The organism is Agrobacterium sp. SORGH_AS_0440 (genome assembly GCF_031453135.1).
Taxonomy (GTDB): Bacteria; Pseudomonadota; Alphaproteobacteria; order Rhizobiales; family Rhizobiaceae; genus Agrobacterium; species Agrobacterium pusense.
Genome location: NZ_JAVIYR010000002.1, coordinates 2,151,983 through 2,177,029 on the forward strand (window position 1 = coordinate 2,151,983; position 25,047 = coordinate 2,177,029).

Below are 25,047 nucleotides of genomic sequence, written 5' to 3' on the forward strand. Positions count from 1 at the left end.
GCCTTATTCCACCCGCAAAAGGCCACGGTGTTCATATGACGGAAGACTGATGTTTCGCCCCTTTGCCGCCTTTTCCCTGTCGCTTCTCGCCGCCCTTCCCGCTTTTGCGCAAGAGGTGCAGAAGCCGAAGCAGCTTGTCATCGTTTCCTTCGACGGTGCGGGCGACAATACCCTGTGGGAAAGAAGCCGGACGACGGCGAAAGAAGTCGGGGCGCATTTCACGTATTTTCTCGCCTGTACGCTGGTGATGGATCGCAAGACCAGCGCCAAGACCTATCAGGGACCGGGCCAGAAGGCCGGCCGCTCCAATGTCGGCTTCGGCCAGTCGCCGGATGAGGTGGAGGCAAGGCTTAGAAACATCTGGGCCGCCTATCGCGAAGGCCACGAGATCGCCAACCACACCTGCGGCCATTTCGACGGCGGGCAATGGACCGCCGAACAGTGGGACGGCGAATTCACCACCTTCACCAGCACGCTGGAAAACGCCTGGCAGATGATCGGCAAGAAGGGCGAGGAGCCCGAAGGCTGGCGCGACATGGTCAAAAAGATCAATGGTTTCCGTGCACCCTATCTGTCGCAGGGTCCGGCGCTGACCGCCGCGCAGAAAAAGCACGGCTTCGTTTACGACGCCACCAGCATCACCAAGGGACCGGAATGGCCGGTGGAGCGGGAAGGTATCCAGCATTTCGGCCTGCCGCTGATACCCGAAGGCCCGGGCAACCGCCCGATCATTGCCATGGATTACAACCTCTTCATCCGCCACTCCGTCGGCGTCGAAACGCCCGATCGCTCGAGCGAGTTCGAAGAGCGCGCCTACACTGCCTTCCGCAACGCTTTCGACAGGCAGTACAATGGCGAACGCATTCCCCTGCAGATGGGCTTTCACTTCGTGAAAATGAATGGCGGCGCCTACTGGAACGCCTATGAAAGGCTGCTGCGCGAGGTTTGCCACAAGACCGATGTCGCCTGTGTGAGCTATGCTGAAGCCATGCCGATGATCGAGGCGCGCAAGAAGGCGAAGACCGAGGGCTGAAACCTGTTCATGAAAAAAGGCGGCCGATTGGCCGCCTTTTTGTTTGGTCATGGGCGATCAGCATCCAGCTCGCCGCCTCTTGCTTCCCGAAGCAGGTAGCGCTGGTCGATTTCAGGCAGTTCCTGCCCTTCGATGGCCGCTTCGAAAGCTTTAAGACGTTTGTAGATCGACAGGAGTTCAACAATGGTCGTCCATGAGTTGACGAGGTACTGGAACGAGCCACGGACCTGTTCAAAGACGTTGAGTACCTGGTTCATCAGCCCGAGCGTTACCTTGCCGGCAACGATCGACGGGATGAGTACCAGTGTGCCGAAGATGTTGTCCGCCTGCAGATAAAAGATGCGGGCGACGTTGAAGTAGAGATAGTGGAAATAGAGGCGGAAATAATTCTTCCGGACATTCGCGAACAACTCGCTGATGGTCAGGGGATCCGCGCGATCTTCATGGTCTTCACCATAGACAAGTTCTTTTCGATACGCCGCTTCGACGCGCTGATTGCGGAACTCGAGGCCGGGCAGTTTGATACCCACGAGCGCCAGGAAAACGGTTCCGAACACTGACCAAACGATCGCAGCCCATACCAGCGCATGCGGCACGGTCCCGAAAAACGGCAGGTCCGTGATGGTTTCCGAGAAAGTGAACAGGACAGGTAGAAATGCAATCAGAGTCATGATCGCACGCACGAAGCCCACGCCCAGCCCCTCGACCGTGGAGGAAAAGCGCATCGTATCTTCCTGCACACGCTGCGAGGCACCTTCAATATGCCGCAGACGATCCCAGTTCGACATGTAGAATTCGTTCATCGCCGTGCGCCACCGGAAAATGTAGTGGCTGACGAAAAACAGATTTAGAACGCCAACGAAGATGGCGACGAAGGCAATGCCTGCGAAACCAAGCGACCCCATATATAGCTGCTCAGCCGTAACAGGCGCCGTTCGCGCCAGAGCCTGCTGGATGAGGTCGTAGAACGGCCCGTACCAGGCATTCACCGCAACACTCACCTGCACCGAAAAATACGTCGCGAAAATAATAAGCGCCGAACCGAGCACTGACCAGTTTTGCCAGCGATGGGGCCGATACCAGAACCAGAATGCGGAAAAGATCAGCGCGGCAACGGCGTAATAGATGTAGAACCACAGGAACGGCGTGGACCAGAAAACCGAAACGCCGATGACAGGCTCCTGTCCGGCAGGCAAAGGCGGCAGACCAATGGCGGCGCCCCAATTGCGGCCGCCGGCATACCAAACGCCGATCATGGCCATCGCCCAGACGAAGGCAGACGTGAAGAACAATTTCGGTTTGGGAAAGAAGGAATGAAACACGTTTCGAACTCACGCGCGTTTGAAATCAGCCATTATTGGCGAAGCACTAGATTGCCCGAACCTAGGGCAGAAATTTGTGCACAGCAACGGCGAAGCGCTGACCTTAACAAGATGTAAGGCAGAGTCCGTGGACGATACCCAGCGGAAACGCAGGATGAAAGGGGAAGAGACAGCGGCCCGCGGCCTTAACCACGCCGCTCCGTGGCGAGCACCGGCAGCATCAGCAGAATGCTGACGACGAGCACGGCGGAGGCGAGAACGCTGGGCGCGGTAAAACTTCCCGTCGCCTCGGCAATCCAGCCGGCGGCAAGCGGCCCGACGATCTGGCCCGTCCCGAAAGCGGCCGTCATCAGCGCAAAGGCGCGACGCGGGCTCGGACCCGCAAATTCCCGGCCGAGCTGTAGCCCGTAAGCGGTGATGACCATGAAGGTCAGCCCCAGGAGCAGACCGCCCATGAGCACACCGGACACGGGCGGCAGCATCACGGAGGCGAAGACGCCGACGGCTTCCACGGCAAGAACGATCACGAAAGCACGTTTCAGCCCCTGCGCCCTCAATAGCGGCTTCCAGAGGAACAGGGATACCGCAGCGGCGCAGCCGGTGATGAACCAGGCGAGGAACTCCACGAAAACACCGGCTGCTGCCATGCGCGCTATCGCCACGATGAAGGTGGCTGTGATGACATAACCGAAGCCAAAAAGACCGTAGGCCAACGTCGTCAGGAAAAGCGGTCGTGTCCAGCTGAGCGGCGGTTCCGCCACCGCGGAAGCATGCCGCGGCGGGCCTGCCGGCAATATCCTGAAGACGAGCATAAAGGTCAGGAAGGAGAAGACGGCGCCGGCGATCCATTCCTCCCGCCACGAGGCGCCACCCCCATCGAACACGACACCGATGAGATAGACCGCAAGCGAGGAGATTGCGATCCCCGCGCCAACGCCACCATAATGCAACGCCTGGATATTGTCCCTGCCGGCCTTGACGGCATGGCCGATGACGATCTGCGAGGTGAAGATCATGGTCAGCGCACTGGCTATGCCGGCGAGAAACCGGATGACTGTGAAAGCGGCGACGGAATTGAAAGCCGCCATCGCCAACAAAAGCGCTCCGGTTGCAAACAGGCCGCTCAGCGCCACCAGCCTTTCCCGTCCCGAGCCCCATGAATAGGCGGCGAGAACCGCACCCGCCAGATAACCGGCAAAGTTACCAGCCGCCACGATCCCCGCATCCCCCGCGGACAGGGGCACATTCGCCATCATGCCGGGCAGGATCGGCGTAAAGGAAAAACGGCCGAAGCCCATGGCGGAGGCCATCATCAGGGCACCGGCGAAACCGAGCGCTGTCAGATGTCTGGCGGAAAGTGGCTTGTCGATGCTCATGCATGGCTTATCGCAACGGGGAGGATAAGGGACAAGCGAGTTATTTTGATCGGCGTTATAAGCGGTCGTTATCGGTCACGCGGTGAGCATCGAGGGTGCCACTTATTTCCTCTCCCCGCCGGGGAGAAGGTGGCTCGAAGGGTCGGATGAAGGGGCCAGGTTGCCGGATTTCGGAGAGCTTGCCCCCTCATCCCGCTGCCGCGGACTTCTCCCCGCCGGGGAGAAAAACAAGCGGCACGCGCCCGCTCCGACAGCGAAAACGAGGCGGCTAAGGAGGCGTCGTCAGTCCGCGAGCGTCAGCACCAGCGGCCCGTTCTTGGTCGCGACCACGGTGTGTTCATATTGCACCGTCGGCGCGCTCGGATCGCTATAGAGCGTCCACGGATCATCATCGCCGTCTTCCGCCCAGTAAGCCCCCGTCGAAAGAAATGGCTCGACTGTGAAGACCATGCCTTCCTGCATGATGCGCCGCTCATCCTTATCCGGCCAGGTCGCCAGTTCCTTCGGCTCCTCGTGCAGCGAACGGCCAATACCATGGCTCGCCAGATTGGTGATCAGCGTGTAGCGGTTTTTCTTGGCGAAAGCGCCGATGGCATTACCGATGTCGGCAAAGGGCCGGCCTGTCTTCACCTGCTGCAGGCCTGTCCACATGGCGCGCTTGCCATCGCGGCACAGCCGCTCGATTTCCTTTTTGACCGGCGGCACGGCGAAAGACGAACCCGTGTCGCCGAAAAAACCGTTCCTCACGGCCGAGACATCGATATTGACGAGGTCGCCCGCCTTGATAATGCGCGCTCCCGGAATGCCGTGGGCCACTTCCTCGTTGACGCTGATGCAGGTCGCACCGGGAAACTTGTAGCAGAACTCCGGCGCCGATTCCGCATCGTTATCCTCGAGCACCTTGCGGCCGATGGCATCCAGTTCGGCCGTGGTGATGCCCGGTTCCAGCGCATCCGCCATGGTCTGCATGGCAACGGCGCATATGCGGCCGATATCCTTCAGCATGACCAGTTCTTCGTCGGTGGAGATAACCATATGTCTTTCCGTCATTGTGAATGGCGGGTCTCGTGGCGCCCGCCTTGGTAATCATGAGGCCGTGGCTTTCACCGGATCGGCGCTCCCCGTCAATTCTTTTCTGACGATCGGAGCGACTTTCGTACCATAAAGCTCGATGCCGCGCATGATCTGATCATGTGGCATCAGGCCGATGGCCATCTGCAGCAGGAAGCGATCATTCCTGAATACCCCATGCGCCTTGATGATCTTTTCTGCCACCAGCTCCGGCTCGCCGAGAAAAAGATTGCCTTCCGGGCCACGCGCTGCATCGAAATGGGCGCGGTTGGTCGGCCCCCAGCCGCGCTCGCGGCCGATGCGGTTCATCACCTCCGCCTGCGGACCGTAAAACTGATCGGCCGCCTTGTCGGTGGTATCGGCAATGAAGCCATGCACGTTGATGCTGGTGCGCAGTGTCGTCTTGTCCTGACCGGCCCGCCGGGCAGCCTCGTGGTAGAGATCGAAGAGCGGCGCGAACCGGCGATATTCGCCGCCGATGATGGCGAGCGCTACCGGCAGCCCCATGGCGCCGGCGCGGGCGACAGATTGCGGCGTGCCGCCAACGGCGATCCAGACAGGCAGACGTTCCTGCAGCGGTCGGGGATAAACGCCCCGACCGTTGATGGCCGGGTGCTTGGTGCCCGACCAGGTGACGATTTCCTGTTCGCGCAGCGCCAGCAGCAGATCGAGCTTTTCGGCAAACAGCACGTCGTAATCTTCCAGATCATAACCGAACAGCGGATAGGATTCGATGAAGGAGCCGCGCCCCGCCATGATCTCGGCACGGCCGTTCGACAGGAGATCGACGGTGGAAAACTGCTGGAACACGCGAACGGGATCATCCGAACTCAGCACCGAAACGGCGCTCGTCAGACGTATGTTCTTCGTCTTCACCGCCGCCGCAGCAAGCACGGTGGAGGGCGAGGACACAACATAGTCCGGGCGGTGATGTTCGCCGAGCCCGAACACATCGAGACCTACCTGGTCGGCAAGTTCGATTTCCTCCAGAAGCTCCCTGAGCCGGCGCGCGCCTTCCGGCCCCCGCCCATCGGCGGGGTTCGGGTTGACATCCGCGAAAGTGTAAAGACCGAGTTCCATGAACATACCTCTGTTTGCCTGTCCGAGAGATAGGGACTGAGGCCCCCGCAGACAAACGCATAATATGGAAGTTTAGCTTCGAAAAAATGGATGGGCGCCGCCGGATCCGTGTCCTGTGACCCCGGACAGAAATGGCGATTGCCAGCCTGCCTTCTTGGGCATACGCTGGTTAAATATGTGCGAAGTAATGCAAAAAGGGGAAAGCATGCATCGGACAGTTATCGTGACAGGCTCCACGAGCGGCATCGGCCTTGCCATTGCCCAGAGATTTGCAAGGGAGGGCGCAAATGTCGTGCTGAACGGTTTCGGCGACGAGGACGAGATCGAAAAACTCCGTCTGGTGCTGGAAGCCGAAAGCGGCGGGCGCGTGCTTTACCATCCCGCAGACATGACGAAACCGGACGAGATCGCCGATCTCATCCAGTCGTCGCACGATAAGCTCGGCTCCGTCGACGTGCTCATCAACAATGCCGGCATCCAGCATATCGCGCCCATCGAGGAGTTTCCGACGGAAAAATGGGACTGGATCATCGCCATCAATCTGACCAGTTCCTTCCATACCATGCGCGCCGCGATACCGCTGATGAAGAAGGCTGGCAAAGGCCGCATCATCAACATTTCCTCGGCCCATGGCCTCGTCGCCTCGCCGTTCAAATCGGCCTATGTGGCGGCCAAACACGGCATCATGGGCCTGACGAAAACGGCGGCGCTGGAGCTTGCGCAGACCGGGGTTACCGTCAACGCCATCTGTCCCGGTTATGTGCTCACCCCGCTGGTGGAAAAACAGATACCTGAGATGGCCAAGGTGCGTGGCATCAGCGAAGAGGCGGTGAAGAACGACGTGATGCTGGAATTGCAGGCGACGAAGCAATTCGTCACCGTCGATGATGTCGCGACCGCGGCCATATTCCTGGCCAGCGACGCCGCCAGCAACATCACCGGCACGCATATTTCCGTCGACGGTGGATGGACGGCACAATAATCGCCAAATTTTCTTTCCATTATGGAAAGAATGAATTGCCAAAACGGAAATCGATATGCCCGCCGGGGCGTGCATAGATGAACAACAAGAAACCGGCTCGGCAGCCGGTCAAACAGCAAGGCATTGCATGAAAGACGCGATCAGCTTCATCCTCAACAGCGAAACCATCTCGCTTAGGGATTTCGGACCGACGGATACGCTTCTCGATTACCTCCGCATCAGCAAGCGGTTGACCGGGACCAAGGAAGGCTGCGCCGAAGGCGACTGCGGCGCGTGCACGGTGCTGGTCGGGCGGCTGCTGGACGGTTCGCTGCGTTATGAAAGCGTCAATGCCTGCATCCGTTTTCTGGGCTCGCTGCACGGCACCCATATCGTGACGGTGGAGCATCTGGCAGCCCGCGACGGCACGTTGCACCCCGTGCAGCAGGCCATGGTGGATTTCCACGGCTCGCAATGCGGTTTCTGCACGCCGGGCTTCATCATGTCGCTTTACGGCCTGTGGCTGACCAGCGAAAACCCCGGCCGCGCCGATATCGAGAAGGCGCTGCAAGGCAATCTCTGTCGGTGCACGGGTTACGAGCCGATCGTAAAGGCCGCCGAAAAAATCGCTGCCGCCCGCCCGAGCGCCCTGTTCGACCCGCTGCAACGGGACCGCACCGATATCATGGCGCGGCTTTGGGCGATCCGCGAAAACGAGACGATCACGATCGTCAGCGGCGAAGACCGCACCATAATTCCGGCAACGCTTGCTGATCTTACCGAAATCTACGCCGCGGAGCCGAAAGCGACCATCGTTGCCGGCTCAACCGATGTCGGCCTGTGGGTGACGAAGCAGATGCGGGCGCTGAACCCTGTCATCTTCATCAATAATCTCGGCGACCTGCAGACCATCACGGCGGGCGAAGACGGTATCACGCTCGGCGCGGGCGTCACCTACAGCCAGGCCTTCAAGACCATCGCAGAGCATTTCCCGCCGCTTGCCCGGTTGTTCGATCGTCTCGGCGGCGAGCAGGTGCGCAACATGGGCACCATCGGCGGCAACATCGCCAATGGCTCGCCTATCGGAGATACACCGCCGGCGCTGATCGCGCTTAACGCGACGCTGACCCTGCGTTCTTCCTCGGGAAACCGCAGCCTGCCGCTGGAAAGCTATTTCATCGATTACGGCAAACAGGACCGGCTGAGCGGCGAATTCGTCGAAAAGCTCTTCATTCCGTTCCTGAATCCTGCAAGCCGCTATGCCGTCTACAAGATTTCCAAACGCCGCGACGAGGATATCTCCGCGCTGTGCGGAGCGTTCAATCTGACGCTTGATGCTGAGGGCGCAGTCGAAGACATCCGCATCGCCTTCGGCGGCATGGCCGGTACGCCGAAACGCGCTGCACATCTAGAGGCGGCGCTTCTCGGTAAAGCGTGGTCGCAGGACACGATTGATGCCGCGCGCGATGCGTTGGACGAGGATTTCACCCCGCTGACCGACTGGCGGGCGACCGCCGAATATCGGCAACTGACGGCCAAGAATTTGCTGACACGGTTTTTCCTCGAGACAGCAGGGGAAAAGCAGGAACTTGCCCGCTTCTCGCTGGAGGAGGCTTGAACCATGGACACCACAAGCTTCGACAAGACCAAGACCGAAATCGACGGCCCGATGCACACCTCGCTCCGGCACGATTCCGCCCACAAGCACGTGACGGGCAGCGCCGAATATATCGACGATATTCCCGAACCCGCGGGCCTCCTCCACGGCGCGCTGGGCATGGCGGACCGTGCCCACGCGGAAATTGTGTCGATAGACCTCTCCGAGGTCGAAGCCACACCGGGCGTTCTCTGGGTGATGACCGGTAAGGACGTGCCCGGCGAAAATGACATTTCCTCCGGCGGCCGTCACGACGAGCCGCTGCTTGCCGAAACCAAGGTCGAATTCCACGGCCAGCCGATCTTCGCGGTCTTCGCCGAGACGCGCGATATTGCTCGCAAGGCCGCCCGGAAAGCAAAGATCACCTATAAGGATCTGCCGCATTTCACCGACATCGATACAGCGATTGAAAATGGCGGCGCGCTCGTCATCGATCCGATGACGCTGAAGCGTGGCGATGCGAAGCTGGAAATGGATGTCGCGCCACGCCGCCTCACCGGCACGATGCGGATCGGCGGACAGGAACATTTTTACCTCGAGGGCCACATCGCCATGGCGGTGCCGGGCGAAGACGATGATGTGACGGTGTGGAGCTCCACCCAGCATCCGAGCGAAATCCAGCACATCGTCAGCCACATCCTGCAGGTGCCATCCAATGCAGTCACCGTGCAGGTGCGCCGCATGGGCGGCGGTTTCGGCGGCAAGGAAACGCAGGGCAACCAGTTCGCCGCGCTCTGCGCCATCGCCGCCAAGAAGCTGAACCGGGCCGTGAAAATCCGGCCGGACCGCGACGAGGACATGACGGCAACAGGCAAACGCCACGATTTCCGCGTCGATTACGAGCTGGGCTTCGATGATGAGGGCCGCATCCACGCCGTCGATGCCACCTATGCCGCCCGCTGCGGTTTTTCTTCCGATCTATCCGGCCCGGTCACAGACCGAGCGCTGTTCCATGCGGATTCCAGCTATTTCTATCCACATGTGCACCTCACCTCGCGGCCGCTCAAAACCCACACCGTCTCCAACACCGCCTTTCGCGGTTTCGGCGGCCCGCAGGGCATGCTCGGCGCGGAACGATTTATCGAAGAAATCGCCTATGCCGTCGGCAAGGACCCGCTCGATATCCGCAAGCTGAATTTCTACGGCGAGACCGGTTCCGGCCGCACCACGACGCCCTATCATCAGGAAGTCGAGGACAACATCATCGCCCGCGTTGTCGAGGAGCTGGAGACGTCAAGCGACTATCGCGCACGACGCGAGGCGATCGTCGAATTCAACAAAACCAGCCCGGTCATCCGCAAGGGCATTGCGCTCACCCCTGTCAAATTCGGCATCTCCTTCACCATGACCGCCTTCAACCAGGCCGGCGCGCTGGTGCATATCTATAATGACGGCTCCATCCATCTGAACCATGGCGGCACCGAAATGGGCCAGGGCCTTTACACCAAGGTGGCGCAGGTCGTGGCCGATGCCTTCCAGGTGGATATCAACAGGGTGAAAATCACCGCCACCACCACAGGCAAGGTGCCGAACACCTCAGCCACCGCCGCCTCGTCAGGCACCGACCTGAACGGCATGGCCGCCTATGACGCCGCACGCCAGATCCGCGAGCGACTGGTCAAATTCGCTGCCGAGAACTGGAACGTGCCGGAAGAGGAAGTCGTCTTCCTGCCGAACCGGGTGCGCATCGGCCTCGAAGAAATCGCCTTTAACGACTTCATCAAAAAGGCCTATTTCGCCCGCGTGCAGCTTTCCGCCGCCGGTTTTTACAAGACGCCGAAAATCCACTGGGATCGCGCCGCGGGACGCGGCACGCCGTTTTATTATTTCGCCTATGGCGCGGCCTGTTCGGAAGTATCGATCGATACGCTGACCGGCGAATATCTGATGGAACGTACCGATATCCTCCACGATGTCGGCAAGTCGCTCAACCCGGCCATCGATATCGGCCAGATCGAGGGCGCCTTCGTGCAGGGCATGGGCTGGCTGACCACGGAGGAATTGTGGTGGGACGGCAAGGGGCGGCTGCGCACCCACGCGCCTTCCACCTACAAGATCCCGCTCGCCTCCGACCGGCCGAAGAGCTTCAACGTCAGGCTGGCGGAATGGTCGGAAAATGCCGAACCCACCATTGGCCGCTCCAAGGCCGTGGGCGAACCGCCCTTCATGCTGGCCATCTCGGTTCTCGAAGCCCTCTCCATGGCCGTCGCCTCCGTGGCAGATTACAAGGTCTGCCCGCGCCTCGATGCGCCGGCAACGCCGGAGCGGGTGCTGATGGCGGTGGAACGGTTGAAGAAGGTTTGAGGGAGGACGTATCCATGCGGACGAGCCCCCTCATCCGACCCTTCGGGCCACCTTCTCCCCGTCGGGGAGAAGAAAGATGCCGCATCGCCTCACCCTTCCTGCAAGCACGTAAGATGGACGGAGCCAGTGCTCCGGGTTTCTTCTCCCCGTCGGGGAGAAGGTGGCGCGCAGCGCCGGATGAGGGGGCCAGCCCCAATGCCTGACGCCTCCCTCTCCACTTTCCTCGCCCGCTACACCTCCACAATCCTCGTGGAAATCGAAGCCGTGAAAGGCTCGTCACCGCGCGAGGCCGGCACCTTCATGCTGGTCAGCCAGGAGGCCATCTGGGAAACCATCGGCGGCGGCCAGTTCGAATATATGGCGATAGACCATGCCCGCGCCATGCTGCGCAGCGGTGTTGCCGAAGACCGCATGGATATACCGCTCGGCCCCGAAATCGGCCAATGCTGCGGCGGGCGCACCCTCCTGCGCTTTCGGCTGGTCACGGCGGATATTGCCGCCGCGCTTGAGGCAAGGCAGAAGGGCGAAGCCGAGCAGCAGCCCGCCGTTTTCATTTTTGGTGCCGGCCACGTGGGCAAGGCGCTGGCTGAGGCCCTGTCGCTGCTGCCCCTGACCCTGACCGTGATCGAAACACGCGAAAACGAACTGCGCGATCTTCCGTCGGCAGCGGCGTCCATACTCACCCCCATGCCGGAGGCATTCGTTCGGAAAATCCCGGCAAATGGGGCCGCGGTCATCGTCACCCACGATCATGCACTCGATTTCATGATCGCGAAGGAGGCGCTCGCTCGCAACGATCTCGCCTATGTCGGCATGATCGGCTCGAAGACCAAACGCGCTACCTTTGCCCATTGGCTGGAGCGGGAAGACGAGCCGCCTTCCCTTCTTGCGAAACTCATCCTACCCATCGGCGGCAGCAGCGTCAGGGACAAGCGTCCCGCCGTTATAGCGGCCCTTGTGGCAGCCGAGTTGCTTCAAGCATTTTCCGCTGCCGAAACCCGCCGCAGCGGTAATCAATACGGCCATCCTCAAGGCCTAGATCTCGCTTGAGCGCGTCCGGCAGGCTTTCATCCGCCAGATTGTCGGGTTGGAGGCTGTCAAGGGTAAACCGTTCCGCTGTCCGCAGGCCCGCGCGCAGGCGGGACCACGCGCGCAAGAGTGCTGTGCGCATGTTCGTCTCCGTTCAAAAATGTCAGAAGCTCAGTTGATGAATTGCGCTAAAAATGCTCTGATTTCCGAATTAAAACCAATGAAACCTTCGGCAATTGGCATAAAGAGAACTTATCCATGAAAATGTCACGCCAGTTCCCCCTGAATGCCCTGCGGGTGTTCGAAGCCGCCGCAAGACACATGAGCTTCACCAAGACCGGCGAGGAATTGGGCATGACGCAGACGGCAGTCAGCTATCAGGTGAAATTGCTGGAGGAGAATATCGGAGAGCCGCTCTTCATAAGAAAGGCGCGGCAAGTCTCGCTGACCGAGGCTGGAGAAAAATTAGCGCCGAAAGTTGCGGAAGCCTTTAATACCTTAAAGGAGGCTGTCGATAGCGTGCGCGACGCGCCCGACGCAACGCTGACAATCCACTCAACCGCCACCTTTGCGTCGCGCTGGCTTTCTCGGCATCTGGGCGCTTTCCAGCTTGAACATCCCTCAATCGCGGTGCGGCTTGATACATCGAGCTCACTGATCGATTTTTCCCAATCAGACTGCGATGTCGCCATTCGCTGGAGCAAAGATAACGGTAAAGGGCTGATCTACCATCAACTGCTGCGCGGCGTTTATACGCCGATGCTGCACCCAAGTCTTGCTGACAGCATCGGCGGATTGCACCGCCCGGAAGATCTGCTGCGCCTGCGCATCATCGATCCCGGCGATATCTGGTGGAGCCAGTGGTTCAAGGAAGTGGGCGTTGAAAATCCCGGTCTCGACCGTTATCCCCGCAGCCGTCTCAATGTGCAGGCCTTCGAGGCCGCAGCGGCGATCGCCAGCCAGGGCGTCGCCATGCTCACCCCGGAACTCTATGCCGATGAGATTGCGCTCGGCCGCCTTTATCAACCCTTCGAGCATCTTAGCAGCGAGGGCAAGAACTACTGGCTGGTCTACCCCGAAAACCGCCGGAACATTCGCAAGATAAGGCTGTTCCGCGACTGGATTTTGAAGCGGATCGAGGAAAGCCGGCCGCAGCAGCAGCCTCAATACCCCATATCCGGCGCATAAAAGCACCGCGGCGTATCCTCATCCGGAAACAGACAGAGGTGGTACTCGCCGTCTTCGGATCGACGCGCCTGACTCTGGGACCAGTTGAAAACGTGACGTCGCGTGACCATGCGGTGATCGCCGGGCGCAAGCGAGACCTCGTAACCATCAGACGTCACCCGAACGCTGCGTGTTGGGATCATCTGGCAGTCGCCGGTTTCGGCATCGCCGTTGCAGCAGTAGCTTTCATATTTGAATCCCTTGTGGGATTCATGGGCAAGCGCGGTGGCGCTGAATGCAAAAAGCAGAAAAAGAACCGTCAGAACAAGGCGCATCGGCACGGTCTCCGTTGAAAACAACGGCGGCAGCCGGAAGATCATTGCGTCCCTTGACTTAAAATCTCATATCACTCACACCCGGACACAATGGCACCGGGAACTGCGACACCTGCCCCCTGATCTGCTCCGCCCAGGGTTCGCAGCGCCCGCTTTCGGAAAAACCGCCAGCGAAACATGTCATGGGAGCCCTGCGCATCGGCGCGAGAGTCCACAGCCTGATATTCTAACACATCAGCAGGCTGCACACAGGATCATAGCTGAGTCGCCTTAGCCAGCTAAGCACAAACTCAACGACAGGATAGACCGTTTCCAGCTTTCGAGGGCTTGATCGCCCAGCCGGAACGGACCGGCCCAGGATTGCAGACACAACCGCTTTGCATTGTGAACAATCTCTGCCAGGTCTCTGCTTTTCCCTTCCCTAAAGGCCAAATTTCTCGCAAGGTGCGCTGCACAAGGATCAGGGGAACCGCATGTACGAATACGCCATTGCGTGGGAATGGATGGCCTTTGCCGTCCGCTGGCTCCACGTCATCACCGCCATCGCCTGGATCGGCTCATCCTTTTATTTCATCGCGCTCGATCTCGGGCTGGTCAAGCGGCCGCATCTGCCGCCGGGGGCCTATGGCGAGGAATGGCAGGTGCATGGCGGCGGCTTTTACCACATCCAGAAATATCTGGTCGCCCCTGCCCAGATGCCCGAGCACCTGACATGGTTCAAATGGGAAAGCTACGTCACCTGGCTTTCCGGCTTCGCCATGCTCTGCATCGTTTATTATGGCGGCGCGGACCTGTTCCTCATCGACCATTCCGTGCTTGATCTCACTCAGTTCCAGGCCATCGCCCTGTCGCTGGCATCGCTCGCCATCGGCTGGCTATTTTATGATTTCCTCTGCAAATCGCCGCTCGGCAACAATACCTGGGGCCTGATGATCGTGCTTTATGTCGCGCTGGTGGCGATGGCCTGGGGTTACACGCAGGTCTTCACCGGTCGCGCCGCCTTCCTGCATCTGGGTGCGTTTACCGCCACCATCATGTCGGCGAACGTCTTTTTCATCATCATCCCCAACCAGAAGATCGTCGTCGCAGACCTGATCGCCGGGCGAACGCCGGACCCGAAATATGGCCGCATCGCCAAACAGCGCTCGCTGCACAACAACTACCTGACGCTGCCCGTCATCTTCTTCATGCTGTCGAACCATTATCCGCTGGCTTTTGCCACGCAGTTTAACTGGATCATCGCAGCGCTGGTGTTCCTGATGGGCGTCACCATCCGCCACTGGTTCAACACCACCCATGCCCGCAAGGGCAAGCCGACATGGACATGGCTTGCGACCGCCCTCATCTTCATCGTCATCATGTGGCTTTCCACCGTGCCGAAAGTGCTGACCGGCGAACAGGAAGAGAAGGCTGCCACCCTCTCACCCATGCAGCAGCAATTCGTCAGCGATGCCCATTTTACCAAGGCCCGTGACGTCGTTCAGGGTCGCTGTTCCATGTGCCATGCCGCCGAGCCGGCGTGGGACGGCGTGCCCTTCACGCCGAAATCGGTAAAGCTCGAAACCGACCAACAGATCGCCGCCCACGCGCGTGAAATCTATTTGCAAGCCGGGCGCAGCCATGCCATGCCTCCCGGCAACATCACCGCCATCACCCCGGATGAGCGCAAGGTGCTGACCGCATGGTATGAAAGTGCGGTTTCCGGGGCTGGAAAAGCCGAAGGAAAGACTGAATGAGCCTGGTTCTGCTGCGTGGCCGCCTGCTGAGCTTCCGCCGCGCGCCGCTCGCAATCGACGATACGCAAAGCTATCTCTATATTGAAGATGGCGGCCTGCTTCTCGAAGACGGCAAGATCGCCGCCATCGGCGAATACGCCGATATCCGTAAGACAGCACCCGAAGACGTCGAGGAAAAGGACCACCGCCCGCACCTTATCGTGCCGGGCCTCATCGACATGCACCTGCATTTCCCGCAAATGCAGGTCATCGGCTCCTATGCCGCCAACCTGCTGGAATGGCTGAACACCTATACCTTCCCGGAAGAATGCCGCTTCGTCGAAACCGCGCATGCTCAACGCATCGCCACGCATTTTTACGACGAGCTTCTGCGCCACGGCACGACAACGGCCGCCGCCTATTGCTCCGTGCACAAAACCTCCGCCGACGCCTTCTTCGCGGAAGCCATGAAGCGCAACATGCTGATGGTCGGCGGCAAGGTGATGATGGACCGCAATGCCCCGCAGGGCCTGCTGGATACGCCGGAAACTTCCTATGACGAGACACGCCAGGTCATCGCCGACTGGCACGGCAAGGGCCGCAACCACGTCGCCATCACCCCGCGCTTCGCCATCACTTCCACGCCGAAACAGATGGAAGCAGCACAGGCGCTGGCGCAGGAGTTTCCCGATCTCTTCATCCAGACGCATCTGTCTGAAAATCTGGACGAGATCAAATATACCTGCGAGCTTTACCCTGAAGCGACCGACTACACCGACATCTATGTGCGTTACGGCCTGATGGGCAAAAAGACCCTTCTCGGCCATGCCATTCATTTGTCCGATCGCGAGGCGGATGTGCTGTCGGAAACCGGCGCGGTGGCAGTGCATTGCCCCACATCGAACCTCTTCATCGGCTCCGGCCTCTTCCCGATGAAAAAGCTGCAAAGGCGCGAAAAGCCTGTTCGTATCGCGGTTGCCACCGATATCGGCGGCGGATCGAGCTATTCCATGCTGCGCACCATGGACGAGGCGTACAAGATCCAGCAATTGCTGGGCGAACGTCTCAACCCGCTGGAAAGCTGGTATCTGATGACCCGTGGTAATGCCGAAGCGCTCTCCATGGTCGACCGCATCGGCACGTTGGAGGCCGGCACGGATGCCGACATCACGGTGCTGAACGCCTCCTCGACGTCAGCCATGGCCCTGAAGATGGAGGTGGTCAAAAGCCTCACGGAAGAACTCTTCCTGATGCTGACCATGGGCGACGACCGCACAGTGGTAGAGACCTATGTGGCCGGCCAGCCGATGAAGAGCGTGCTGGCATAGTTCGGCTGCGGCCGAAACATAAAGCGGCTAACTCGTTTACATCCGTCACCTATTGGATCGAGCGTGTGCCGCTAGTTTCTTCTCCCCCCGGGGAGAAGGTGGCCCGAAGGGTCGGATGAGGAGGCAACGTTGCCGGATTTCGGAGAGCTTGCCCCCTCATCCCGCTGCCGCGACCTTCTCCCCGGCGGGGAGAAGAGACAAGTGGCACTCGCTCGCTCCACATGATTGCCTGACGCCATTTCGGACGAAATGCGAATGACCTCTGGAGTGCCCGGTGCCGAACCTAGACACAACCACCCTGCTGATGATCCTCACGACATTTATCGTTGCCGGCATCGTCAAGGGCGTGACCGGCATGGGGCTGCCGACTGTTGCCATGGGCGTGCTCGGCCTCTTCATGCCCCCAGTCATCGCCGCCGGCCTGCTCATCCTGCCCTCCTTCATCACCAATATCTGGCAATTGCTGGCCGGGCCTGATTTCCGGGCCATCGTGAAGCGGCTATGGCCGATGATGATCGCTATCACCCTCGGCACCCTCATCGGCATCCGGCTGATGACGGCGGGCACCGGCGTCTGGACCACCTCAGCGCTCGGCCTGTGCCTCGCGGTTTACGCAGCCTACAGCCTGCTTGCCAAACCGATCTCAATACCGGCAAGGCTGGAACCAAAACTCTCCCCCATCATGGGGCTGGTGACGGGCCTTCTCACCGGCGGCACCGGAATTTTCGTCGTACCCGCAGTGCCCTATATCCAATCGCTGGGTTTTAGCCGAGACGATCTGGTGCAGGCACTCGGCCTTTCCTTCACCATTTCCACCCTTGCACTTGCCGCCGGTCTCGCTTCTCAGAATGCTTTTCATGTCGAGCATCTGTCGCTTTCCGCACTCGCCGTCCTGCCAGCGCTTCTCGGCATGTGGCTCGGCCAGAAAATCCGCCATATCGTTAGCCCGGCGACATTTCGGCGCTGGTTCCTCATCTGCCTGCTCGTACTTGGCTGCGAACTGTCCCTGCGCGCTTTTTGGTGAAACACCAATGACGATTTCGATGTCGCAACCCTGCTATTCATGTTAAGTGAAGCCATCATTCAAATGTGAAGGCTTTATCCATGGGCAAAATCCTGACCATAGCTGACCTGAAAAACCAGGCGCAGCGCCGTGTGCCGAAAATGTTTTTTGACTATGCCGATAGCGGCGCATGGACGGAAAGCACCTACCGCGCCAATGAGGATGATTTTGCCAAGATAAAGCTGCGCCAGCGCGTGCTGGTGGATATGACCGACCGATCGCTCGCCACCGAAATGGTCGGCGAGAAGGTTTCGATGCCGGTAGCGCTTTCCCCTACGGGCCTTACGGGCATGCAGCATGCCGATGGCGAAATGCTGGCTGCCAAGGCGGCGGAGGAATTCGGCGTGCCTTTCACGCTCTCCACCATGAGCATCTGCTCCATCGAGGATGTGGCCTCCGTCACTTCGAAACCCTTCTGGTTCCAGCTTTATGTGATGAAGGACCGTGACTTCGTCAACAACCTCATTGACCGCGCCAAGGCCGCCGGGTGCTCGGCGCTGGTGCTGACGCTCGACCTGCAGATCCTTGGCCAGCGGCACAAGGATCTGCGCAACGGCCTCTCGGCCCCGCCGAAATTCACCCCGAAACACATCTGGCAGATGGCGACCCGGCCCAAATGGTGCCTGGACATGGCGCGCACCAAGCGCCGCAGCTTTGGTAACATCGTCGGCCACGCCAAGAACGTCTCCGACCTCTCGTCGCTCTCTTCCTGGACGGCCGAGCAGTTCGATCCGCGTTTATCCTGGAAAGACGTTGAATGGATCAAGGAACGCTGGGGCGGCAAACTTATCCTCAAGGGCATTCTTGACGAGGAAGACGCCCGCGCTTCACTCGATACCGGCGCCGATGCCATCATCGTCTCCAACCATGGCGGCCGCCAGCTCGACGGCGCGCACTCCTCCATCGCCATGCTGCCGAAAATCGTCGATGCCGTTGGCGACAGGGTCGAGGTGCACATGGATGGCGGCATCCGCTCCGGTCAGGATGTGCTGAAGGCCGTGGCGCTTGGCGCAAAGGGCACCTATATCGGCCGGCCCTTTCTCTATGGCCTCGGTGCGGATGGCAAGCAGGGCGTGACGACAGCGCTCGAGATCATCCGCAAGGAAATGGATGTCAGCATGGCGCTCTGCGGCAAGCGGCTGATTACCGATGTGGATCGCAGCATTCTGGCGTGATGTCAGAAGGGCAGAACTTCCGGCATGGCAACCACAGCTCGCGGACCTCTCTACGGTCATGCCGGACTAGATCCGGCATCCAGCCGCGGCGCGTCTGCGCCGCGAAAGAGTCTCTCGCGATCAAAGACTTGATCGCGCCGGATCCCGGCTCAAAGCCGGGATGAGGCGGTCGGTATAGCCTTCGCGCTACACCACCCAGCCCCTCAATGCCCCACCGTCTTCGAAAATACATTCACGATCACCACGCCGGTGATGATGAAGCCGAGGCCGATGACGGCGGCAATATCCAGCGTCTGGCGGAACACGAAATATCCGATGCCGGAAATCAGCACGATGCCAAGCCCGCTCCAGATCGCGTAGGCCACGCCGACCGGCAGCGCCCGCAGCGTGAACGACAGAAGATAAAAGGCTGCACCGTAAAACAACGCCATCAGCACTGTCGGCACCAGCCTGGTGAACTGCTGCGATTGCTGCAGGAAGGAGGTGGCGATTACCTCGCAGACAATGGCTGCGACAAGCGCGCCATAAGTGAAGACCGCGGTATTCATCGTCAGGTATCCTTCTTCGTCTGGGCGATCATCCGGGCCCTCAGAGCCGCCCTGTCGCCACCCGCTTTGCCGTCGTCGGCCAGCAGATCGGCAAACCAGATGCCGTCGGCAGCCAGCCGCACCATCTCCAGTACCACCCCGTCATCCGTTTCTTTATGACGGACAAGACGACCCTCGATCCAACTGTTCCACATGCGCCGAAGCGACCGTTCGCCGACCATGGAAACCGAGATCGCTGCCCATTGCCGACCCGAATCCCTGCCCCGATCAGAGAAAACCGCGTTCACATAGGCCCGCGTAAAGCTTCCAGAAGCTTCACGATCCTGTGAGATGAGCGCATCGATCTCGTTGTCCAGCGCCGCCAGAAGGTCAGTCATGACGGCTTCGAGCAGCACCTGCTTGGAAGGAAAATGGTGAAACAGCCCGCCCTTGGTCACTCCCGCCGCATCCGCCACCGCCTGCACGGAAAGTGCTGCAACCCCTTGCTCAGCAGCAAGTTTCGCCGCGCAATCGAGTAGATTGCGGCGCACCACCTCAGGCTGCTTCTTGCGTTCATGAGCGTTTGTCATGCCAAAAAACATACCGGATGGTTGGTTTCTTTTCAAGGAAATTGTGAGGGCAGCTGTCGGGTTGAAATTCATACTTAATTAAGCATGAAAGCGATCTCTAAAGTTTTAGCGGTTTTGTTGCCGGAAAGTGTCAGTAAAACTTTGCCCAGCGCGGCGATCGAACAAAAGGGGTGAACTATGTCGGGAATGATCAAACGGGGAATGGCGGGTGCCTGGATTTTTGCACTCGCCTTCTTTTGCGCGATCCTCTCGCTCCATGCGTCGCCGGCGCAGGCGGGCTATGCCCATTTCATCATGGACGCCAATACCGGCAAGGTTCTGGCCGCCCGCAATGCCGATGTGCTGAACCACCCCGCCTCGCTCACCAAGATGATGACGCTTTACCTGACCTTTGAGGCGCTGCATGCCGGCAAACTTCGCTGGGACCAGAAGATAACCATGTCCAAGAATGGGGCATCGGTCATCCCCTCGAAGCTCTATGTGCGTCAGGGCCAGACCTTCACCGTGCGCGAAGCCGTCTACGGCATGATCGTCAAATCCGCCAATGACATGGCCGAAGGTATGGGCGATCACCTCGGCGGCTCCGAGGCACGGTTCGCCGAGATGATGACCCGCAAGGCCCGCCAGCTCGGCATGACCAAAACGGTCTTCCGCAACGCGTCCGGCCTGCCCAACAAGTCTCAGGTGACGACGGCACGCGACATGGCGAAGCTCGGTCTTGCCTTGCAACGGGATTTTCCCAAAGAATACGGTCTCTTCGCCACGCAATCCTTCAATTTTCGTGGAAAGCGCATCCGCGGCCACAACAATCTGATGTATCGTTATCAGGGGATGGATGGCATCAAGACCGGCTATACCAACGCCTCCGGCTTCAATCTCGTCAGTGCAGTCAATCACAATGGCCGCCGCGTCGTCGGCGTCGTGCTGGGCGGCAAGACCGCGCGCAGCCGCGATGCCCAGATGGCTGCACTTCTCGACAAGGCCGTGCCGCAGGCATCGAGAGGCCGCAACACCGAACAGCTCGTCGCCAGTGCCAATGTCAGCCGCACCTTCGATGTTGCCGCCGCCGTGCCGCCGGCTGCCGTGCCGCTGCCGATGTTCGCCGAGCGCCGGGCAGATCCGGTTGCCATGCAGATTGCCACCGCAAACGCCGATGTGGCGGACATGATGCAGGTCTCGGCCATCCCGCGGCCTGCTCCCGCCGCGGCCCCTTCCGGCCAGCGCAGCCGGTGGGAGGTGCAGATCGCCGCCACCGACAGCGAAGCCGCCGCCCGCTCGCTGCTCGCCAATGCGCGCTCCAATATCGGCAACTATTCCGGCATCGCCCCCTACACCGAAGCCGTGCAGAGCGGATCGGCGACGCTCTACAGAGCCCGCTTCACCGGCTTCGAAGACCAGTCCTCGGCAGTCTCCGCCTGCAAGGCGCTGAAGGCACGCTCTTATGCATGTGTGGTGATGACCAGCGAGGGGTGATCCCTAGCGCTTCAGCCAGCCGTTTTCCAACGCATCGGCCAGATAAGGAATACCGTTGACCCGAGCCATTTCGGACATGGCCAGGTTGTCGTAACGGATATTGCGGAAATAGACCTGCCAGCCGCGTGCGGTTTCTTCGAGAACCGCATAGGTGGCGAGCGGGTGACCGGCCTCAACGTGGTGATCGAAAGGCGTATCGTCCCTCCACCCAGGACAGCCGACGCTGCCCGGATTGACGATCAGCCGGCCATCTGAAAGCTGCACGGCGCGTGGGATATGGGTATGGCCGCAAAGCATCAGCGGCTGCGTGATACCCTCAGCCATGGCTTCGATTTCGGCCAGAGGCCGCAATTTCAGGACACCTTCAGGCGACAGCGTTTCCAGCCAATATTCCAGATCGTCACGGGGCGAACCATGACAGCAATAAGCGACGTCCTTGAACACCATGCTGAACGGAAGAGTTTGCAACCAGTCCCGGTGCGCAGTGCTCAGCTGCGCATCGGCGGGCCTTTCCCAGCTCCCCATCTCCTCCGGCGCACGCTCGATCAGTTCCCGGTCGTGATTGCCGCGGATGCTGGGAATCCAGTTGCCGACCAGCATGTCGCCGGTAAAACCGGCCTCCAGCGGACCGCTGAAACAATCGCCGAGATTGACAATGTCCTCGATACCGAGCCTGGCGATATCCTCAAGCACCGCCTCCAGCGCGGCGCAGTTTCCGTGAATATCGGCAATGGCGGCAAAGATCATCGGTGTCAGCTTCCTCGATAGGTGGAATAGCTATAAGGCGAGAGCAGCAAGGGCACATGGTAATGACCGCTCTCATCGGCAATGCCGAAACGGATCGGGATAATATCGAGGAAGGCCGGCTTCGGAAGCACGACACCCTTTCCTCGCAGATAATCGCCGGCATGGAAAACCAGCTCATACTCACCGGCCCTGAAACTGTCGCCAACGAGCAGCGGCCCGCCATCGACACGGCCGTCGCCATTTGTCTGCACCGTCTTCAGCTTGTCACGGCGATCACCGGAGAGCCGGTAGAGATCGATCACCAGCCCCTCGGCAGGCGTGCCGTGCGCGGCGTCGAGAACATGGGTTGTCAGACCGGTCATAGGCTGGGCTCCGCGATTGCATAGGGCCTGTCGAAAAAATACTCTTCCAGATTGTTGCCCGGCCCGTCACGGTCGGCAACCAGAAAATCCGAAACCGCCTGCAACGGCATCAGCGGATAGTGCCAGACATTGCGGCGGTAATTCACGCCCTGATCGCCCCGCGCCAGAAACACCCGAGGCCGCCCCGGCCGGCCGCCATCGTCTTCGGCAACGACCACGAGGAAGGGCCGGCCGGAAAGCGGCGAAAAACTCTGGCTGCCGAGCGGATGCCGCTCCATCATCTCGATTTCATGCGGAAAGGCGCGCGGCTGCCCGCGGAAGATATTGAGGATCACACGTGCCCCCTCGCCTGCCGCCTCCGGCGCTGCGAGCGCATGATGCCGCTCCGTCTGGCCGCCATTGATGTACCGCATGGAAGAAGGTGTTGTTTCGATCACGTCGCCGAAGGAGGCAAACGCCTCCTTGGTAAGAGGTTGTATGTTGAGAAAATCAGTCAAATGTCATTCACCTTGGGCATGCCAGTTTCGGAGAAGGGAGAGGCGCGCCTGCAAATCCGGAATACTCTGCGTTATCGTTTTCCAGACGACCGAGAGTTCTGCTCGGAAGTAATCATGCACGATCAGATTGCGCATACCCTTCATCTTGATCCAGGGGATTTCCGGGTGCTGCTGTAAAAACGCTGGGTAGTGCCTGTCGAGCTTGGCGACCGCCGCGCCAATCAGGGCAAGACCCATCATCACCGCCATCTGCGTGCGCGTGTCGGAAGAAAAAGCGGCCTCATCCATATCCTGAATGAAATCCCGTATCCTGGAAGCAGCAACATCGATCTCTTTCAGATAGAGCAGAAGCCGATCCGTACTCATACCGCTTTGGCTTCCTTCAGAACGCGCGCCCGAATATCCGAATGCAAGCCGCCCGAGGTGACGACATCGACCTCGACACCAAGCATCGTCTTCAGTTCCTCCAGCAAACCGCCGAGATCAAACAGCGTCGTACCCGGCAGCGCGTCCACCAGAATGTCGAGATCGCTGTCCGGCCTGTCCTCGCCGCGGGCGACGGAGCCGAACACGCGGGGATTTGCCGCATTGAAGCGTTTCGTCGCTTCGCGGATCGCTTCCCTGTTCTTTTCCAGCACCTCGGAAGGTCTCATCGTCATCTCCAAACGGCGCGATTCTAGCAGAATGGTCGCAACGCGCCAATCATCCCTCCGGCAGCATTGCGCAAAGACGAAGCCAGGCGATCTTTTCAACCTGCGCCGTGGCGGTCGCGAATTCTTCGGCTGCGCCGTTACCTATGCGTGTCTCGAAGGCCGAGAGTATATCGTGCCTGTTCAGCCCCTTGACCGCGATGATGAAAGGAAAACCGAATTTATCGGTATAGGCGCTGTTCAATTCGGTAAAACGGGCGTGCTCTTCCGGGGTAAGCCTATCGAGCCCGGCACCGGCCTGTTCGTTGCGGCTGTCTGCCGTCAACTCGCCGGCAATTGCCAGCTTCCCGGCAAGATCGGGATGCGCCCGCAAAACGCCAAGCCTTTCCGCCTCGGAAGCCGCGCGAAACTGCGCGCTAAGCGCGGCATGAACCGCCTTCGCCGTCAGTTCCAGGCCGGCCCCACCAGCGTCATAGGCCCGCTCGGCAATGAATGGCGAATGTTCGAACACGCCGCCAAAACGGGTAACGAAGTCCTCACGCGTCAGCATCAAAGCGCCTCCGGCTTGTGATGCTCATGCCAGTGACGGGCGATCTCGATGCGCTGCGGGATCCACACCTTTTCGTGGCCAAGCACATATTCGATGAAGCGGCGAAGTGCCGCTGCGCGACCCGGACGGCCGACAAGACGACAATGCAGGCCGACACTCATCATCTTCGGCGCACCTTCGACACCTTCCTGATAAAGCACGTCGAAAGCGTCCTTCAGATAGGTGAAGAACTGGTCGCCGGAATTGAAGCCCTGCGGCGTGGCAAACCGCATGTCGTTGGTCTCAAGCGTGTAGGGAATGATCAGGAAAGGCTCATCCTTCACACCCTTCACCCAATAGGGCAGATCGTCGGCATAGGAGTCCGACGAATAGAGAAAACCACCCTCCTCCATGACAAGCCGCAGCGTATTGTCCGAGGGCTTGCCCTGATACATGCCATAGGGACGTTCGCCGGTGACCTCCGTGTGCAGACGGACCGCTTCGACGATGTGCTTACGCTCTTCCTCCTCGGAAAAATCCTTGTATTCCAGCCAGCGGTATCCGTGGCTGGCGATTTCCCAACCCGCTTCCTTCATCGCCGCAACCGCTTCCGGGTTGCGGGCCATGGCTGCGGTCACGCCGTAAACGGTGGTGGTGACGCCAAGCCCGGTGAACATGCGCCACAGCCGCCAGAAGCCGGCGCGCGAGCCATATTCATAGATCGATTCCATGTTCAGGTTGCGCTGGCCAGGCCAGGGCTGGGCGCCGACGATTTCCGACAGCAGCGATTCCGACGCCTTGTCATTGTCGAGAATGCAACTCTCGCCGCCCTCTTCGTAATTGATGACGAATTGCACGGCAATGTGCGCACCGCCCGGCCATTTCGGATCGGGAACATTGCGGCCATAGCCCACCAGATTGCGGGAGTAGTTTTCGGAAATCATTCAGCCACCCAGACCATCTCTCCCAATCGGCAACCGATTTCGGAGACACAAACAGAACTTCGAAGATGCCTGATCCAGACGGATGACGCAGCGCACTTCGAATATGCGATGT

At 59.8% G+C, this 25,047-nt stretch carries 25 protein-coding genes; 11 read left to right on the forward strand and 14 right to left on the reverse strand.

Annotation, left to right across the window (positions count from 1 at the left end; translation table 11 throughout):
- The first annotated feature begins 49 nt into the window (after positions 1-49).
- Positions 50-1,033, forward strand: coding sequence for a polysaccharide deacetylase family protein (locus QE453_RS19835; protein WP_112554143.1), 984 nt, complete (start codon positions 50-52; stop codon positions 1,031-1,033).
- Positions 1,034-1,080: 47 nt separating this feature from the next.
- Here QE453_RS19835 and sbmA read toward each other — a convergent pair whose 3' ends face one another.
- The 4 genes from sbmA to QE453_RS19855 all read right to left on the reverse strand — a co-directional run bounded on the left by sbmA (position 1,081) and on the right by QE453_RS19855 (position 5,882).
- Positions 1,081-2,355, reverse strand: a complete 1,275-nt coding sequence (sbmA, locus tag QE453_RS19840) for a peptide antibiotic transporter SbmA (RefSeq protein WP_006699415.1) — start codon at positions 2,353-2,355, stop codon at positions 1,081-1,083.
- Between the two features lie 185 nt (positions 2,356-2,540).
- Entirely contained in the window at positions 2,541-3,731 is a 1,191-nt protein-coding gene (locus QE453_RS19845; RefSeq protein WP_022556741.1) for an MFS transporter, read from the reverse strand.
- A gap of 282 nt (positions 3,732-4,013) precedes the next feature.
- Positions 4,014-4,766, reverse strand: coding sequence for a type I methionyl aminopeptidase (gene map / locus QE453_RS19850; RefSeq protein WP_309777792.1), 753 nt, complete (start codon positions 4,764-4,766; stop codon positions 4,014-4,016).
- Between the two features lie 51 nt (positions 4,767-4,817).
- Positions 4,818-5,882, reverse strand: coding sequence for an LLM class flavin-dependent oxidoreductase (locus QE453_RS19855; protein WP_004443085.1), 1,065 nt, complete (start codon positions 5,880-5,882; stop codon positions 4,818-4,820).
- A gap of 205 nt (positions 5,883-6,087) precedes the next feature.
- Between QE453_RS19855 and QE453_RS19860 the strand changes: the two genes are divergently transcribed.
- From QE453_RS19860 to QE453_RS19880, 5 genes are all read left to right on the forward strand, one after another.
- The gene (locus tag QE453_RS19860; protein ID WP_004443086.1) at positions 6,088-6,864 is read left to right on the forward strand and encodes a 3-hydroxybutyrate dehydrogenase; all 777 of its coding nucleotides are present in this window, start codon (positions 6,088-6,090) and stop codon (positions 6,862-6,864) included.
- A gap of 127 nt (positions 6,865-6,991) precedes the next feature.
- A complete protein-coding gene (gene xdhA, locus QE453_RS19865) occupies positions 6,992-8,461 on the forward strand; it encodes a xanthine dehydrogenase small subunit (protein ID WP_309777794.1) in 1,470 nt (489 codons plus the stop codon).
- 3 nt (positions 8,462-8,464) lie between these two features.
- Positions 8,465-10,804: a xanthine dehydrogenase molybdopterin binding subunit gene (gene xdhB / locus QE453_RS19870; RefSeq protein WP_309777796.1), complete on the forward strand. Its 2,340-nt coding sequence runs from the start codon at positions 8,465-8,467 to the stop codon at positions 10,802-10,804.
- Positions 10,805-10,999: 195 nt separating this feature from the next.
- Positions 11,000-11,854 (forward strand): xanthine dehydrogenase accessory protein XdhC, encoded by an 855-nt coding sequence (gene xdhC / locus QE453_RS19875; RefSeq protein ID WP_006699611.1) that lies wholly within the window; start codon positions 11,000-11,002, stop codon positions 11,852-11,854.
- A 237-nt stretch (positions 11,855-12,091) separates the two neighbouring features.
- Positions 12,092-13,021, forward strand: coding sequence for a LysR substrate-binding domain-containing protein (locus tag QE453_RS19880; RefSeq protein WP_309777801.1), 930 nt, complete (start codon positions 12,092-12,094; stop codon positions 13,019-13,021).
- On the opposite strand, the gene QE453_RS19885 is transcribed toward QE453_RS19880, so the two are convergent.
- Positions 12,997-13,335 (reverse strand): hypothetical protein, encoded by a 339-nt coding sequence (locus tag QE453_RS19885; RefSeq protein ID WP_006699610.1) that lies wholly within the window; start codon positions 13,333-13,335, stop codon positions 12,997-12,999. The two genes, QE453_RS19880 and QE453_RS19885, sit on opposite strands and share 25 nt — an antisense overlap.
- A gap of 473 nt (positions 13,336-13,808) precedes the next feature.
- On the opposite strand from QE453_RS19885, the gene puuD reads away from it, so the two are divergent.
- The 4 genes from puuD to QE453_RS19905 all read left to right on the forward strand — a co-directional run bounded on the left by puuD (position 13,809) and on the right by QE453_RS19905 (position 18,616).
- A complete protein-coding gene (puuD, locus tag QE453_RS19890; protein ID WP_173614791.1) occupies positions 13,809-15,071 on the forward strand; it encodes a urate hydroxylase PuuD in 1,263 nt (420 codons plus the stop codon).
- On the forward strand, positions 15,068-16,378 hold the full coding sequence (gene guaD / locus QE453_RS19895; RefSeq protein WP_044459632.1) for a guanine deaminase: 1,311 nt from the start codon (positions 15,068-15,070) through the stop codon (positions 16,376-16,378). Before puuD ends, guaD begins: the two co-directional genes overlap by 4 nt.
- 304 nt (positions 16,379-16,682) lie before the next feature.
- Positions 16,683-17,402, forward strand: a complete 720-nt coding sequence (locus QE453_RS19900) for a sulfite exporter TauE/SafE family protein (RefSeq protein ID WP_112635546.1) — start codon at positions 16,683-16,685, stop codon at positions 17,400-17,402.
- An 80-nt stretch (positions 17,403-17,482) separates the two neighbouring features.
- Positions 17,483-18,616: an alpha-hydroxy acid oxidase gene (locus QE453_RS19905; protein WP_004443103.1), complete on the forward strand. Its 1,134-nt coding sequence runs from the start codon at positions 17,483-17,485 to the stop codon at positions 18,614-18,616.
- Between the two features lie 203 nt (positions 18,617-18,819).
- Here QE453_RS19905 and QE453_RS19910 read toward each other — a convergent pair whose 3' ends face one another.
- Positions 18,820-19,164, reverse strand: coding sequence for a multidrug efflux SMR transporter (locus QE453_RS19910; RefSeq protein WP_004443106.1), 345 nt, complete (start codon positions 19,162-19,164; stop codon positions 18,820-18,822).
- Positions 19,165-19,166: 2 nt separating this feature from the next.
- Positions 19,167-19,745 carry a TetR/AcrR family transcriptional regulator gene (locus QE453_RS19915; RefSeq protein ID WP_080822963.1) on the reverse strand — a complete coding sequence of 193 codons (579 nt, stop codon included), beginning with the start codon at positions 19,743-19,745 and terminating at the stop codon, positions 19,167-19,169.
- Positions 19,746-19,934: 189 nt separating this feature from the next.
- On the opposite strand from QE453_RS19915, the gene QE453_RS19920 reads away from it, so the two are divergent.
- Positions 19,935-21,206, forward strand: a complete 1,272-nt coding sequence (locus tag QE453_RS19920; protein WP_072494733.1) for a D-alanyl-D-alanine carboxypeptidase — start codon at positions 19,935-19,937, stop codon at positions 21,204-21,206.
- A gap of 3 nt (positions 21,207-21,209) precedes the next feature.
- Here the strand turns inward: QE453_RS19920 and QE453_RS19925 are convergent, their stop codons facing one another.
- Genes QE453_RS19925 through puuE form a run of 7 tightly spaced genes read right to left on the reverse strand, consistent with a single transcriptional unit; the run spans position 21,210 to position 24,935 of the window.
- Positions 21,210-21,953, reverse strand: coding sequence for a metallophosphoesterase family protein (locus QE453_RS19925; protein ID WP_309777803.1), 744 nt, complete (start codon positions 21,951-21,953; stop codon positions 21,210-21,212).
- A 5-nt stretch (positions 21,954-21,958) separates the two neighbouring features.
- A complete protein-coding gene (uraH, locus tag QE453_RS19930; protein WP_037089711.1) occupies positions 21,959-22,315 on the reverse strand; it encodes a hydroxyisourate hydrolase in 357 nt (118 codons plus the stop codon).
- Complete coding sequence (locus QE453_RS19935; RefSeq protein WP_309777805.1) at positions 22,312-22,812, reverse strand: ureidoglycolate lyase; 501 nt, start codon at positions 22,810-22,812, stop codon at positions 22,312-22,314. Before QE453_RS19935 ends, uraH begins: the two co-directional genes overlap by 4 nt.
- Before the next feature lie 3 nt (positions 22,813-22,815).
- The gene (locus QE453_RS19940; protein ID WP_035211918.1) at positions 22,816-23,178 is read right to left on the reverse strand and encodes a DUF86 domain-containing protein; all 363 of its coding nucleotides are present in this window, start codon (positions 23,176-23,178) and stop codon (positions 22,816-22,818) included.
- Positions 23,175-23,465 carry a nucleotidyltransferase family protein gene (locus QE453_RS19945; RefSeq protein WP_004443113.1) on the reverse strand — a complete coding sequence of 97 codons (291 nt, stop codon included), beginning with the start codon at positions 23,463-23,465 and terminating at the stop codon, positions 23,175-23,177. The genes QE453_RS19940 and QE453_RS19945 overlap by 4 nt, the downstream gene beginning before the upstream one ends.
- A gap of 49 nt (positions 23,466-23,514) precedes the next feature.
- Entirely contained in the window at positions 23,515-24,012 is a 498-nt protein-coding gene (uraD, locus tag QE453_RS19950; RefSeq protein WP_006699599.1) for a 2-oxo-4-hydroxy-4-carboxy-5-ureidoimidazoline decarboxylase, read from the reverse strand.
- Complete coding sequence (puuE, locus tag QE453_RS19955; protein WP_174150260.1) at positions 24,012-24,935, reverse strand: allantoinase PuuE; 924 nt, start codon at positions 24,933-24,935, stop codon at positions 24,012-24,014. The genes uraD and puuE overlap by 1 nt, the downstream gene beginning before the upstream one ends.
- Positions 24,936-25,047 lie beyond the last annotated feature (112 nt).